Annotated in this window: 12 protein-coding genes; 8 read left to right on the top strand and 4 right to left on the bottom strand. The window is 42.9% G+C overall.

What is annotated here, in order from left to right; all coding sequences use genetic code 11:
* Nucleotides 1-53 precede the first annotated feature (53 nt).
* The 6 genes from QUD85_RS10800 (at nucleotide 54) to cydB (ending at nucleotide 6,902) form a co-directional block, all read left to right on the top strand.
* Complete coding sequence (locus tag QUD85_RS10800; protein ID WP_093331813.1) at nucleotides 54-1,097, top strand: type IV pilus twitching motility protein PilT; 1,044 nt, start codon at nucleotides 54-56, stop codon at nucleotides 1,095-1,097.
* Nucleotides 1,098-1,109: 12 nt separating this feature from the next.
* Entirely contained in the window at nucleotides 1,110-2,237 is a 1,128-nt protein-coding gene (locus QUD85_RS10795) for a PilT/PilU family type 4a pilus ATPase (protein WP_093331810.1), read from the top strand.
* A 285-nt stretch (nucleotides 2,238-2,522) separates the two neighbouring features.
* Nucleotides 2,523-2,957 carry a hypothetical protein gene (locus QUD85_RS10790; RefSeq protein WP_093331807.1) on the top strand — a complete coding sequence of 145 codons (435 nt, stop codon included), beginning with the start codon at nucleotides 2,523-2,525 and terminating at the stop codon, nucleotides 2,955-2,957.
* Between the two features lie 932 nt (nucleotides 2,958-3,889).
* Complete coding sequence (locus QUD85_RS10785; RefSeq protein ID WP_093331805.1) at nucleotides 3,890-4,435, top strand: GbsR/MarR family transcriptional regulator; 546 nt, start codon at nucleotides 3,890-3,892, stop codon at nucleotides 4,433-4,435.
* A 71-nt stretch (nucleotides 4,436-4,506) separates the two neighbouring features.
* A complete protein-coding gene (locus tag QUD85_RS10780; RefSeq protein WP_218139606.1) occupies nucleotides 4,507-5,907 on the top strand; it encodes a cytochrome ubiquinol oxidase subunit I in 1,401 nt (466 codons plus the stop codon).
* Nucleotides 5,904-6,902: a cytochrome d ubiquinol oxidase subunit II gene (cydB, locus tag QUD85_RS10775; protein ID WP_093331804.1), complete on the top strand. Its 999-nt coding sequence runs from the start codon at nucleotides 5,904-5,906 to the stop codon at nucleotides 6,900-6,902. Before QUD85_RS10780 ends, cydB begins: the two co-directional genes overlap by 4 nt.
* Nucleotides 6,903-7,109: 207 nt before the next feature.
* Here cydB and ruvX read toward each other — a convergent pair whose 3' ends face one another.
* Genes ruvX through rsmE form a run of 4 tightly spaced genes read right to left on the bottom strand, consistent with a single transcriptional unit; the run spans nucleotide 7,110 to nucleotide 9,833 of the window.
* Nucleotides 7,110-7,550 (bottom strand): Holliday junction resolvase RuvX, encoded by a 441-nt coding sequence (gene ruvX / locus QUD85_RS10770; RefSeq protein ID WP_093331802.1) that lies wholly within the window; start codon nucleotides 7,548-7,550, stop codon nucleotides 7,110-7,112.
* 3 nt (nucleotides 7,551-7,553) lie between these two features.
* Nucleotides 7,554-8,108: a YqgE/AlgH family protein gene (locus tag QUD85_RS10765; RefSeq protein WP_093331799.1), complete on the bottom strand. Its 555-nt coding sequence runs from the start codon at nucleotides 8,106-8,108 to the stop codon at nucleotides 7,554-7,556.
* A gap of 9 nt (nucleotides 8,109-8,117) precedes the next feature.
* Complete coding sequence (gene gshB, locus QUD85_RS10760; protein ID WP_093331797.1) at nucleotides 8,118-9,071, bottom strand: glutathione synthase; 954 nt, start codon at nucleotides 9,069-9,071, stop codon at nucleotides 8,118-8,120.
* 15 nt (nucleotides 9,072-9,086) lie between these two features.
* Nucleotides 9,087-9,833, bottom strand: coding sequence for a 16S rRNA (uracil(1498)-N(3))-methyltransferase (rsmE, locus tag QUD85_RS10755; protein WP_093331795.1), 747 nt, complete (start codon nucleotides 9,831-9,833; stop codon nucleotides 9,087-9,089).
* Nucleotides 9,834-10,097: 264 nt separating this feature from the next.
* Here rsmE and QUD85_RS10750 point away from each other — a divergent pair, with 264 nt between their 5' ends.
* Both QUD85_RS10750 and QUD85_RS10745 read left to right on the top strand, forming a co-directional pair.
* Nucleotides 10,098-11,321, top strand: a complete 1,224-nt coding sequence (locus QUD85_RS10750; protein ID WP_245732146.1) for an efflux RND transporter periplasmic adaptor subunit — start codon at nucleotides 10,098-10,100, stop codon at nucleotides 11,319-11,321.
* Nucleotides 11,322-11,329: 8 nt separating this feature from the next.
* Complete coding sequence (locus tag QUD85_RS10745; protein ID WP_093331789.1) at nucleotides 11,330-14,446, top strand: efflux RND transporter permease subunit; 3,117 nt, start codon at nucleotides 11,330-11,332, stop codon at nucleotides 14,444-14,446.
* The last annotated feature ends 56 nt before the right edge of the window (nucleotides 14,447-14,502 follow it).

Genomic DNA, 14,502 nt, shown 5'->3' with positions numbered 1-14,502 from the left:
AAGCGAACATTAAATTCGCATATTCAACAATTTTGATTAACAAAGAGGTTTGTATGGATATTACTGAACTACTAGCGTTTAGTGTACAAAATAACGCATCTGACTTGCATTTATCGACAGGAACACCGCCTTCTATTCGTGTAGATGGTGATGTGAGAAAACTTAATATTCCAGCGTTCGATGCAAAAGATGTTAACGCTTTAGTTTACGACATCATGAATGACCGCCAGCGTAAAGAATACGAAGAAAACCTAGAAGTGGATTTCTCGTTTGAAGTGCCTAACTTGGCGCGTTTCAGGGTTAATGCGTTTAACCAAAACCGCGGTCCTTCTGCTGTATTTCGTACTATCCCAAGTAAAATTTTGTCGTTAGAAGAGCTCGGTTGCCCTGATATCTTCAGAGACATTTCAGAAAACCCGCGTGGCCTAGTACTGGTAACGGGACCAACAGGTTCAGGTAAGTCAACAACGCTAGCTGCGATGATTGATTACATCAACAACTCTAAGCACGATCATATCCTAACCATTGAGGATCCGATCGAATTCGTTCACGACAACAAAAAGTGTTTGATCAACCAACGTGAAGTGCATCGTGACACACTAAGCTTTAATGCCGCCCTGCGTAGCGCGCTTCGTGAAGACCCAGATGTTATTCTAGTTGGTGAGATGCGTGACCTTGAAACGATTCGACTTGCAATGACTGCAGCGGAAACGGGTCACTTAGTATTTGGTACCTTGCATACTACCTCAGCGCCAAAAACCATTGACCGTATTATCGATGTATTCCCAGCAGAGGAAAAATCTATGGTTCGCTCGATGTTATCTGAATCATTACGTGCAGTTATTTCACAAACACTTGTGAAAAAAGTGGGTGGCGGCCGTGTTGCTGCCCATGAGATCATGATAGGTATTCCAGCGATTCGTAACCTAATTCGTGAAGATAAAGTGGCGCAAATGTACTCGGCGATTCAAACCGGGATGCAACATGGTATGCAAACCATGGATCAATGTTTAATGGACTTGGTTAACCGCGGCTTGATTACCCGCCAAGATGCTGCTTCAAAAGCTGCAGACAAAAACCAATTCCAAGGTTACTAAGGAGCAACAAGTATGCTTTCTTTAAACGATATACTCCGCATCATGGTAGAGAAAGACGCGTCTGATGTCTTTGTCACTGCCAAGTTACCTGTGAGTGCCAAAGTTAATGGTGAGTTAACGCCAATTGACCAAGAATCTTTAACGCCAGAGCAAGCGATTGCACTTGTTGAAGATGCAATGAATGACAAGCAAAAGCTCCAATTTCACGAAGAGAAAGAGTGTAACTTTGCAATTTCAATAGATGAAATCGGTCGATTCAGGGTCTCTGCCTTCTGGCAACGAGATATGGCGGGTATGGTTATTCGTCGTATCGTTACTGAAATTCCTGATGTAGAAGAGTTAGGCTTGCCACCTGTACTAAAAGAAGTGGTGATGTCTAAACGTGGCCTTGTACTTTTCGTTGGTGGTACCGGTACCGGTAAATCGACCTCGATGGCGGCGTTAATTGGCTATCGTAATCGTAATTCTCGCGGTCATATTTTGACTATTGAAGACCCGGTAGAATTTGTTCATGAACATGCGCAGTCAATGATCACACAACGTGAAGTTGGACTTGATACTGAAAGCTTTGATGCGGCGCTGAAAAGTTCACTTCGTCAGGCGCCAGACGTTATCCTAATCGGTGAGATTCGTAATCAAGAAACCATGGAATTTGCATTAAGTTTCGCAGAAACGGGCCACTTGTGTATTGCTACGCTTCACGCCAACAACGCAAACCAAGCAATTGACCGTATCATGCACTTAGTACCAGCAGAGCAGCATGGTAAATTGTTATTTGATTTGGCCTTGAACCTACGTGGTATCGTGGCACAGCAGCTAATTCCTACGCGTGATGGTCACTCTCGTGTTGCTGCGATTGAAGTACTGCTTAATTCGCCGTATATCGCTGAACTCATCAAGAAAGGTGAGGTGGGTGATATCAAGGAAGTGATGCAAAAATCAAATGAGCTTGGCATGATGACCTTTGACCAAGCCTTATTTAACTTGTATCAACGTGGCCTAATTAGTTATGCCGATGCGCTTCATCATGCTGATTCTCCGAACGATCTTCGTCTAATGATCAAATTACGTAGTAATGAACAAGACGGTGTTGGTTCGCTTAAAGGTGTTACCTTAGATGGTATGGAAGATGAGTTTTAACGCGCTTTGCGCGTAGCTCTATGCTGTATGACTAGTTAAAAAACCACCGTTTAGGTGGTTTTTTATTGAGTGACGAAACTTCGTTCATGTGCTAGAAATTGATACCCCTATTGAAAAAATGCAACGAAAAAGCTCAAGTATAATGTGCGTTAACAGTAAAATGCTTAATAAACATATACCTTATTAAAAATATAGTTTTCGCGCGTTTCTTGTTTGGCTGGGAACTTTAGGTTTTGCAACTAAGCCAAAATGAACATACCCAATTAATATGGATGTTGATAATTTATGGGACTGAAAAAGTTAAAATCATTGTTTACTCGGGCTCAGTGGAGTGTGCTATCTCATTTGAAACAAAAAGCCCTAAGCACATTTTATGTGATCCTTTCCGTATTGATTTTAGGTGTATTTATTGCCAACAGCGATGATTTACTGCTCAAAAGAAAATACATACTTGAATTTGAAGAAGAAAATTGCATCGGAGAAGTTTGTAGTGTGGACTATACAATTGAAAATCTGGAAAACAATGTTGAATGTTTCACAATAGTGCTTGTTGACAGATTGATAGGATTTGGAAAAGGGCATACAGGAGATTTTGTGTTCATACATAAAGAGTTGACGCTCAAGTTGTCACCTAATGAAAAATTTGGTGATAGCGTCACTTTTACTAAAAAAGTTAATGCTTCTTGGTTTGAAATTTTGGTTTATGCGGCTGAATGTTGATTCTGTTTTATTGGTCACACCCATTCAAACGATGGATGTCTTAATCAAAATCGCTAACGACATAAAAGATAAACAAACAACTACCATAAAAACACCATTAGCCTGAGCTAAGGCATTGTTATAGCTAAAATAAGCCTAAGCACGTCAAATTCACTGCGAAGTAAACAAACATCATCATAATCACTTTGAAAGTTACTGTTTTACTTGTGGAGCCAAACCAATATTTGTGGCAACCTTTAAATCATTAAAACTGTGGGTGGCTAAGTTTTTTAACTCTACCACCCTACATGCCAATACATATGTTCGAAAATAACTAAGACACATATGGACGCCCGGTTGAAATAAATAACTATGACACCCACCGTAACTAAGAGGCCTCTCATTCGTAGGCCTTTTTGTTCCTGTAATGGTCCAAAGTTTTGGGAAATAAGGTCGTTTCAGGTGAATGTACAGAACAAAGGCTTGTTTTCAATGTACGTGCAGTTTATTACTCCTAAAGGAGCAATAGTCCAGGGGTGTAGCGTGACACCCCTAGGACATACCCCCACGCCCCAACTCGGTTTGAAGACCCCGCTATCTTTTTGTGATGATGTCGACGTACCGTCTCAATAGCACATCCTTGTCCTATTTCACCTTGTTCTTCGTCCGTGAAGAACTTATACGTGATCATCAAAAAAACTATCGGCAACCCTCAATGGGGAATTGGTTATGTTGGACGGCTCGTTGTGTTTGCTTACCTGATGAGTTGTGTCGAAGTTGTTATCATTCAAAGCTAATTTAGCAATTAATACACCTCTAAATGGCAGGCTGGCGCCTACACGTAAACTTTCCCTTCTACACAGTACAAAATAAATTCACAACATTCCTTGACACAAATCAACAAATGTTTACAATTTTTCAGAAATTACTGAAAGTTCAGAAATAGGTAAACAATGAAAGTCTCTCCAATGACGCAATCACTGATTCTTCACTTTGGTGAAATGGGATCTAAATGGGGCTTAAACCGCACCTTAGGCCAAATGTATGCGCTAATCGTGTTAACAGAAGCGCCTTTAAATGCAGATCAAATTAGTGATGCGCTGCAAATTTCTCGCTCCAATGTATCTATGGGGCTGAAAGAATTGAAATCTTGGAACCTGATCAGGCTACAACACATTCCTGGCGACAGAAAAGAGTATTTCTCAGCGCCAAGTGATGTCTGGGAGATTGCCCGTACCCTAGTAGTAGAGCGCAGAAAGCGTGAACTCGATCCAACCTTATCGATGCTTCGAGATACTTTGTTGCAAGAGCCGAGCAACGATAGCGATGAATATGTGCAGCAGCGGGTGCAAGAAATGCATGACCTTATGGAAATGGTTACCGTTTGGTCAAATGAATTGCAGCACATGTCCTCCGAAAAGCTGTCGGCGCTTTTAAAATTAGGTGAGGGCATAAGCAAAATATTGGAGGTAAAAGACAAACTTCTACCTAGTAAATAACTTGTATTTAGTCACGATTTAAGTCGTTTTTCTCGTTTAGATATAGTTTTTGGGCACCTAAGGAGGTGCATATGCTAGCCACTGGCGAATTAGCTCAAGTTGCAAGCGATTCAGGTTTTATGCTGTCGCGCATTCAATTTGCAGCCAACATTAGTTTTCACATTTTATTTCCTACTATCAACATAGCCCTGTGCTGGATCTTGGTATTTTTCAAACTGCGATACAACAAAACCGGCGATGACGCCTGGATTCGCGTGTACCGCTTTTGGGTGCGCATATTCGCGTTAACGTTTGCTATTGGTGTGGTCAGTGGTATCACCATGTCGTTTCAATTTGGCACCAATTGGCCAGGGTATATGGAAACGGTTGGCAATATAGCTGGTCCATTGCTCGGTTATGAGGTTATGACAGCTTTTTTCCTTGAAGCATCGTTTCTAGCCATCATGCTCTTTGGCATGGAGCGGGTATCTAATCGAGTACATACTTTTGCAACCCTACTGGTAGCTGTAGGGACAAGTTTATCAGCCTTTTGGATACTGGCACTTGATTCATGGATGCAAACCCCTGCGGGTTTTGAAATGATCGACGGTGTGGCGCATGTTACTAGTTGGTTTGAGGTCATTTTCAATCCTTCAATGCCATATCGTTTAGCCCATATGGTGTTAGCATCTGGTTTAACCGCTGCCTTTTTAATTGCGGGTATATCTGCTTATCGTTTGCTTAAAGGCGACCAGAAACGCTCGGTAAAATATGCGCTCAACTTTTCCGTTGTGCTGGCGGCATTGCTAATTCCATTGCAAATTTTCGTCGGTGACTTACATGGCTTGAACACCTTTAAACATCAACCCGCTAAAGTTGCAGCGATGGAAGGCGTGTGGCAAACCGAGCGTGGAGCGCCACTGTTATTGTTTGCTGTGCCAGACGAAGAGGCGCGAACGAATCATTTTGAAGTGAAGGTGCCATATCTTGCTAGCTTGATTTTAACCCATGACATTGATGGTGAAATAACAGGTCTAGATGAGTTCAAGGGCGAGCATCCACCGGTCGCTCCTGTGTTTTATAGCTTTAGGGTGATGGTAGGTATTGGCATGCTGATGTTACTGTTTTCTTGGCTGGCTAGTTATCACTTTAGCTTTAAAAAGCGCTACCCCAATTGGCTACTTAAATCCGCTGTGGTTATGACATTCTCAGGTTGGATAGCAACCTTGGCTGGTTGGTATGTTACCGAGATTGGTAGACAACCTTACTTAGTAACAGGCGTATTAAATACACGAGATGCGGCAACTACTATCGCACCAGAGAATATCGCTTTTTCATTAACGATGTACTTGGTTATTTATGGCTTCTTGCTCGTTGCTTACATACGCACTTTGTTTGTGATGGCAAATAGAGCAGTGCATTTAGAGGAGCATAATCCGAAAGTGCTAGACGAACAAAATCACTTGCCAGTTGAACAAGGAGCGCAGTCATGAATACATCAATAGATTGGTTACCGGCGGTGTTTATCGGTTTAATGGGATTGTCGTTTTTGGTTTATGCCATTTTAGATGGATATGATTTAGGTGTTGGCGTTTTGCTACCAAAAGACAGCCAACAACATCGTGACAAAATGATCTATTCAATCGGCCCATTTTGGGATGCTAATGAAACGTGGTTGGTACTTGCAGTTGGTTTAATGCTGATAGCCTTTCCTAAAGCGCATTCTATTGTGTTACAGGCGCTTTATCTGCCAACCGCACTAATGCTTGCAGGACTTATATTACGTGGTGTGTCGTTTGATTTTCGCACCAAAGCGCCAAGCAAAGACAAGCAAAAGTGGGACTTAACCTTTAAGCTGGGTTCACTACTAGCAACGCTATGCCAAGGGTATATGTTAGGTCGTTATGTAACGGCTTTTGATACCAGCCTTGCTAGCTATATGTTTTCAATGTTATCCGCTGTTTGCGTGACGGCAGGTTACTGCTTTGTTGGCGCAGCTTGGTTAGTGATGAAAACGGAAGGCTCTTTACAAAAACGTTCGGCGCAATGGGCATTATGGTCGAATAGATTGATGGTGCTAGGTATTTTGGCGGTGTGTATTGCTAATTTATCGATAGACCCAATCATTGCTGAAAAATGGTTAGGCTTCCCACAAGTGTTTGTGTTGGCACCACTGATTTTGCTATTTGTATTTATCTTCTCAACGGTAGAGTTTTACTTGAAGAAAGTGCCGCTTGAAGATGACTTGGGCTGTTGGTATCCGTTTGCGTCAGCCATTATTGTGTTTACCGTTTGTTTTGGCGGTTTGGCCTATAGTTTTTTCCCTTACATTGTGCCTAACCAACTAACCATTTATGACGCGGCAAGTAGCCGAGAATCTTTGCTAGTGATATTTTGGGGTGCAGTTGTGGTGTTACCTACCATTATTGGCTACACCATATTTGCTTATAAAGTGTTTTGGGGCAAAACCAGTAAGTTAAATTATTAACGTCAAAATCTTAATCGTCATCCTAGTACGGGATGACGTTTTATTGGTGCTACGTGCTTCGAGCTGTGTGCTACGAGTTAAAAGAAAGCCTCGTTCATTGTTCCCTTATGCAACGCGCTCCTGTCCCTTGTCCCTCACTGCGAAGCGCACATGCCCCATGCTCCATACAACACGAAGCTCGCCGCACGCCGCTCGTAGCTTGAAACCTTACTCCCCCCACAGGGATTCAAAGTAACTTTCTACAATCAGTTTCGCCGATTCAGCGTCAATATTGTCTTTTTTGAGGTTACGATAGCCGCCGCGTTCAAATAGGCGAGCCTTGGCATCGGTGGTGGTTAAGCGTTCGTCTTGAAATTCCACGTTTATACCAAATCGTCCGTGAATTCTATTACCAAACTTACGGGCATCTTTGGTTAGCTGTTGTTCGGTGCCATCCATGTTTAAGGGTAAACCAACCACAACATAATCGGGTTGCCATTCATCGAGATACTTCTTGATGTTATCCCAATGGGGAATACCATCATACGCTTTAACGCTGCCTAATGCGGTTGCAGTTCCTGTGAGTTCTTGACCAACAGCCACGCCAATATATTTTTTGCCAAAATCAAAACCCAAGGCACTGCGTTCGCCGATTTGTTTACTTGCCATAAACTATGCGTGTCCAATATCGTTAGACAAATGGCCGACATCAATACCGAGCAGTTCCGTTGCTTTTTGCCAGCGCTGTGGCACGGGCGTTTGAAACAGAATTTCGGTAGATGCTGGAATGGTAAGCCATGCATTTTCTTGCAATTCTTGCTCAAGCTGCCCCGCTGACCAACCGGCATAGCCGAGTGTCACGATAAAATCGTTAGGCGCTTGCTCTGTGCCTAAGGCATCAAGTATGTCCTTTGACGTTGTGATCATAATGTCTCGGCTTAGCGATAATGAACTGCGCCACCCGGGTTGCGGGCTATGCAATACAAAACCACGATCTTGCGCCACTGGGCCGCCCGTGAGTACTTGCTGTTCTCTAGTGGCTAGGTGCTTATCTTCTTGATTGATGTGGTTAAGTAGATCGTTAACGGTCAGATTTAGTGGCAAGTTTATTATCAACCCCATCGCGCCTTCTTCGTTATGTTCACAAATGTAGGTGACCGTTTTATGAAAAAACGAATCGTCTAACGAGGGCATCGCAATTAATAGATGGTTTTCTAAACTGTCCACAATATGCTCCTAAGCTTTGTTGATGTCCGCTTCAATAGCATCCATCAGTTTGCCGCTAATATTAATCGGGAAAGCGGCTTCAATCTCTCGAATACAGGTTGGGCTAGTGACATTAATTTCAGTGACTTTATCACCGATGACATCGAGTCCAACAAAATACAAACCTCGCGCTTTTAATTCTGGCGCAATAGTTTCGGCAATTAATTTGTCCGATGGTGATAGTGGTCTTGGCTCGCCGGTACCACCTGCAGCTAAGTTTCCTCTTGTTTCTCCTTGCGCTGGAATACGTGCCAAACAATAAGGAATAACTTCGCCATTTACTATAAGTATACGTTTATCACCGTCTTTTATTTCAGGCATGAATTCTTGCACCATGGCATATTGACTGCCGTGTTGCGTTAACGTCTCTATAATTACGCCAACATTTGACTCATCTTCTTTCATACGAAAGATAGACGAACCGCCCATACCATCAAGTGGTTTAACGATGACATCTTTTTCTTGCTGATGAAATGCTCTTATCTGTTTTGCATTTCTAGTTACCAAGGTTTTTGCCGTTAAATCAGAAAACCACGCCGTAAATAATTTTTCGTTACAGTCGCGCAAGCTCTGTGGTTTATTCACAATTAATGTGCCTTCAAGCTCCGCTCTCTCTAGGATATACGTTGCATAAATGAATTCGGTATCAAACGGAGGATCTTTTCTCATTAAAATGGCATCAAGTTCTGACAATGACAGTTCTTGTTGTTCACCAAACTCGTACCAATGCGACTCGTCATCAAACACTTTTACTGGCGTACAAAACGCTTTCGCTTCGCCTTGAATTAGAAACAGGTCATCCATTTCCATATAGTAAATTTCATAACCACGACTTTGCGCTTCAAGCATCATAGCGAGCGAAGAATCTTTTTTTACTTTGATGTCTTGGATGGGATCCATGACGATGCCAAGTTTGATTGTCATTGTTGTTTTCCTAGTTTAGGCCAAGTCGCCAAGGCGACATTGTAAAGCTGTTATGGCGGTAAGCGCTGCTGTTTCGGTTCTTAAAACGCGTGGACCTAATAAGACGTCTTGATAGCCAGCATCATTTGCCAATTGTATTTCTTCATCGGATAAACCACCTTCTGGGCCTATCAGCAATTGCACAGATTGCGTATCCATTGGCAAGGTCATAATAGATTGCGTCGCTTTTGGATGCAGGTTTAATTTTAGCTCATCACGGTCATTTGCTAACCATTGTTGATAAGTTAGCGGTTCATTGACCTTAGGTACGATTGCACGACCACTTTGTTCACACGCACTAATGACAATTTTTTGCCATTGGTCGACTTTTTTTGCGAGGCGTTCGCCTGATAATTTCACACCGCAACGTTCTGTAAATATTGGGGTTATTTGTGAAACGCCTAATTCAACGGATTTTTGCAAAGTAAAATCCATACGATCGCCTCTAGATATACCTTGCCCCAGGTGAATAGACACGGGTGACTCGCTATTTATTACAGTGCTGCTCTCAAGCGTTGCACTCGCCGTCTTTTTGGTCACTTCAGTTAACCTAGCATTAAAATCCAATGCCTCTCCATCGTGCCACTGACCATTAAACAAAGTGATTTGATCGCCTTGTTTCAGTCTAAGTACACGAATGGCATGGCCAAATGCGTCAGCAGACAACTCAACAGTTGAGCCTACGGTTAATGGAATATCGATATAGAGTCGTGGATTTCGCATAGTGAACGCTATTAACTTTTACCTTTATTCTACAAAATGTCTTGCTTGCGACAAAGTATAATGTAACTAATCAATGATTTTATTTGATCGCTAAGATTTTGTTTATCAGTCCATTCTTGTTCTTTTTCAAGGTCAAATGGCGTGTTTTATGCCCAATAAGTAAAAAATAACGTGTTATTAACAAAAAATTGCATTAAATTTATATCAGATGTCTAAGCTATTGTTTTGCTTTATAGAACGATAAAAAATAATTGAGTGTATGTTATGCAAAAACTACTTTTCCGTAAGATGTCGAAAGCAATCGTTACGGTACTTCCACTGGGGTTACTCGTTTCAGTAACGGGTTGCGGAGACAATCAGCAAGCAGCCGTTCAGGCGCCACCGCCTGCAGTGTCCGTCTATACCATTAAAACGGAAGAAATAGGGCGATATCGCGAGTTTGTTGCACGTACAGAAGCGTCTAAAGTTGCCGAATTAAAAGCACGAGTAGAAGGTGAGCTTTTAGAGCGACGTTTTAAAGAAGGCTCTTTAGTTACTCAGGGACAGGTGCTGTTTAAAATCGATCCTGCCAAATATCAAGCGGACTTAACAAAGGCGAGAGCTGATTTGCATTCGCGCCAGTCTGCCGCAGCAACGGCAAAACGTAATTTAGCGCGTGGCCAAAAGATTTCAAAAGATGGTTTTATTAGCCAATCAGACTTAGACAAACTAGACAGTGAAGCGAGCCAAGCAGAATCAGCTGTGAAAGCTGCTGAAGCTGCGTTAGAACAAGCTGAACTTAATTTAAGTTACACCACGGTGTCAGCACCTTTTGATGCGCGCATCGGTAAGGTTACCTACAACGTTGGTAACATTGTTGGTCCTACTAGTGGTTCGCTTGCAGAGCTTACGGTAACAGACCCTAGTTTTGTTAACTTCCAAATTGAGGAAGAAGGTTACATCGATTACTTGCAGCGTCACCGCGAATTTAAAAACCCTAAAGACATTCCTATCGATATGTCTATTCGCTTGCCGAACAATCAGCTATACAAAGAAAAAGGTTACATAGATTACGCCGATACGCGCATTAACGAAGGTACAGGTACGGTTGAATTACGTGCTGTGTTCTCTAATCCAGAGCGCATTATTATTCCAGGTATGTTTGTTACCCTAATTATTGAAACTAGAGATAAAACCTTAACGGCATTGGTGCCACAAGTGGCAGTGCAAACGAACCAACAAGGTAAATTTGTATTGGTGGTTGATGAAAGCAACAAAGTCGTTCAGCGTCACGTTGAACTGGGCCGCCGTATGAATGCTATGTGGGCGGTAGAGTCTGGCTTGAAACAGGGTGAGCGCGTCATCATCGAGGGCGTTCAGAAAGTGCGTGCAGGTATTGAGGTGATGCCAGCCGAAAGAAAAGTCGATCCAGTAACGGGCACGATAGAATCACACGAGCAATCGGGCGAAGAAAGCGGTAGTACAGATACAAGTTCAGCAACTGAATAGGGGCGCTTATGTTTAGTAATACGTTTATACATCGCCCTAAATTTGCCTTTGTAATCTCTATTGTCATTGTTATAGCGGGTTTAATCGCGCTATTTACCTTGCCGATCAACTTATATCCGCAAATTACACCACCACAAGTGCAAATTACTGCTGTGTACCCAGGGGCGAGTGCACAGGTTGTCGAGGAGTCGGTGATACGGCCGATAGAAGAGCAGGTCAATGGCGTTGAAGATATGCTTTATATCGAATCAACGGCGTCAAACAATGGCGTTGCCACGATAACGGTATATTTTAAGGTTGGCATTGACGACGATATTGCCCAAGTTAACGTGCAAAATAGGGTAGCACTTGCTGAGAATTCCTTGCCGCAGGAAGTTATTAGGCAAGGTGTCACCGTTAAGAAGCAATCAACTAGTATGTTGATGGCGATTAACTTGTACTCAGAACAAGATGCGTTAGATCAAATCTTTTTAAGTAACTATGCCACCAACTATTTGGTAGAGCCTCTTGGTCGTATTAAAGGCGTTGCTTCTGCTGAAGTGATGGGTGAAATGACCTATAGCATGCGCATATGGTTGCGACCAGATCGCATGTCATCGCTTGGCATTACCGTAGCTGAAGTACAGCAAGCTTTGCAAGAACAAAACGTGATTGTTGCTGCTGGTAAACTTGGTGCAAGTCCTTCTTTGCCTAATCAGCAATTTGAATATTCCATTCAAGCACGTGGCCGATTGCAAACGCCAGAAGAGTTTGGGCAAACGATAGTAAGAGATAACCTTGATGGTAACTTTGTTCGCTTAAACGACATTGCGCGCATTGAAATGGGATCTCAAGACTACGATATTCAGGCGCGACTCAATGGTGAAGACACCGCCTTTTTGGTTATTTACCAATTACCAGATGCCAACGCTACGGAAGTTGCACAGCTGGTCAAAGCGGAAATGGACAAGTTATCTTCGCGCTTTCCTGACGGCTTAGAGTACGTTATTGCTTACGACACAACCGAGTTTATTCTACGCTCTATTGACGAAGTTAAGGTAACGCTGTTCCAAGCTATTGGGCTTGTTGTCATTGTCGTTTTCTTATTCTTACAAAATTGGCGCGCAACCTTAATACCAAGTATTGCGATTCCAGTATCACTTATTGGTACCTTTGCCTTCATGTTAGTGATGGGGTATTCAATTAACCTAATCACCTTGTTTGGCTTAGTACTCGCCATTGGTATCGTGGTAGATGACGCCATTATCGTTATTGAGAATGTCGAACGGATCCTTAAAGAAGAGCAATTGCCAATTAAGGAAGCCGTGGCGAAAGCCATGAGTCAGGTATCGGGCCCGATAGTTGCAACGACGCTAGTATTGTTGGCGGTATTTGTGCCGGTCGGATTTATGCCAGGTATCACCGGTGAGTTATACAAACAGTTTTCCGTAACGATATCGTTTGCGGTACTGATTTCTTCGTTAAATGCATTAACGCTCAGCCCTGCACTATGTACGGTTCTGCTAAGTGCAAAACACATGAAAACAATGAAGTGGTTGCGACCTGTAGAAAAGCTTATCGAGAAATCGACAGGCGGTTATGTTGCAACGGTTGGCTTTTTATTAAAACGCGTTGCCCGTATTAGCATACTGGTACTTATATTGTTTGGCGCAACTGCCTACTTAGCTAAAACAGTGCCTACCGGCTTCGTGCCGGGAGAAGACCAAGGTTTTGTCTTTTTAGATATTCAGCTGCCAGATGCAGCATCGAGCAATCGAACGCAAGCGCTTATTGATAAAATCACGCCAACTTTACTAAATGACCCGGCAGTTGAAGAAGTGATTACCGTGTCAGGCTTTTCACTGTTAGGTGGCGCGGGCTCCAACAATGGTTTTGGTATCGTCATGCTCAAAGATTGGGAAGAGCGGACAACGCCAGAGCTTGGGTTAAGACAAGTAATAGGCCGTTTAATGGGCCAGCTATGGGCATTGCCTGACGCCCAAATCATGATGTTCAATCCACCGCCAATTCCAGGCCTTGGCTCAAGTGCCGGTTTTGAGTTCAGACTACAAGACAGTGAAGGGCGCTCGCCTGCTGAGCTTGCGCAGGTGATGAATGGTTTAATTTATGAAGCCAATCAACGACCAGAACTATCACGTGTATTTAGTACCTATCGAGCGAATGTGCCGCAATACTTCCTAGAAGTAGACCGTGACAAAGTTAAGGCACAAGGTGTTGCGTTATCAGATATCTTTGTGACCTTACAAGCGCAATTAGGCTCGCTTTATATTAATGACTTTACGCAGTTTGGCCGCACCTATAGGGTAACTATTCAAGCGGAAACCGAATTTAGGAAAGAGCCGGCTGACTTGCGTCACTACTATGTGCGTAATAAAGACGGAGAGATGGTGCCACTAACGACGCTTGCAAAACTTGAGCCGGTATTAGGGCCAACCAGTATCAATCACTTTAACTTGTATCGTAGTGCAAGTATTACAGGTCAAGCGGCAACGGGGTATTCATCTGGTGATGCCATTGCAATTATGCAAGAACTTGCTGATAAACTGCCACAAGGCTTTATTTATGAATGGGCCGGGCAGTCTAAACAAGAAATTGAAGCAGGTAACCTTGCGCCAGTATTGTTTGGTTTAGCTGTTGTGTTTGTATACTTGTTCTTAGTTGCTCAGTATGAAAGTTGGACAATACCATTTAGCGTTATTGCCGCTGTACCGATAGCGATATTCGGCGCGATGCTGGCGCTGTTTTTGGTCGGCATGGCAAATAATATCTATGCGCAAGTGGGTTTGGTGTTGTTGATAGGTTTATCGACTAAAACCGCAATATTGATCGTCGAATTTGCCATGGAGCAACGAGCAGAGGGCAAATCAATTATTGATGCTGCTTTAACTGCTGCGCGTATGCGTTTTAGAGCGGTATTAATGACGGCACTTTCGTTCGTGCTTGGTGTATTACCACTAGTATTTGCAACTGGCGCGGGTGCAGCGAGCAGGGTTTCACTGGGTTTAACTGTGTTAGCAGGTATGTTAGCTGCAACACTAATCGGTACGTTTTTAGTTCCTTTCTATTACATGCTAGTGCAGCGAATGCGTGAAAAAGTGAAAGGTCCTCAAACCGACGCTGATTAATTATTGACTCTGAATAAATTAACTTGTAACGTGAAATTAACAAGTAAAATAAGGAT

The sequence above is a fragment of the Thalassotalea agarivorans genome, from assembly GCF_030295955.1.
Classification (GTDB): domain Bacteria; phylum Pseudomonadota; class Gammaproteobacteria; order Enterobacterales; family Alteromonadaceae; genus Thalassotalea_D; species Thalassotalea_D agarivorans.
The sequence above is the reverse complement of the archived record's forward strand: the minus strand, read 5'-3'. Positions and strand labels throughout refer to the sequence as shown.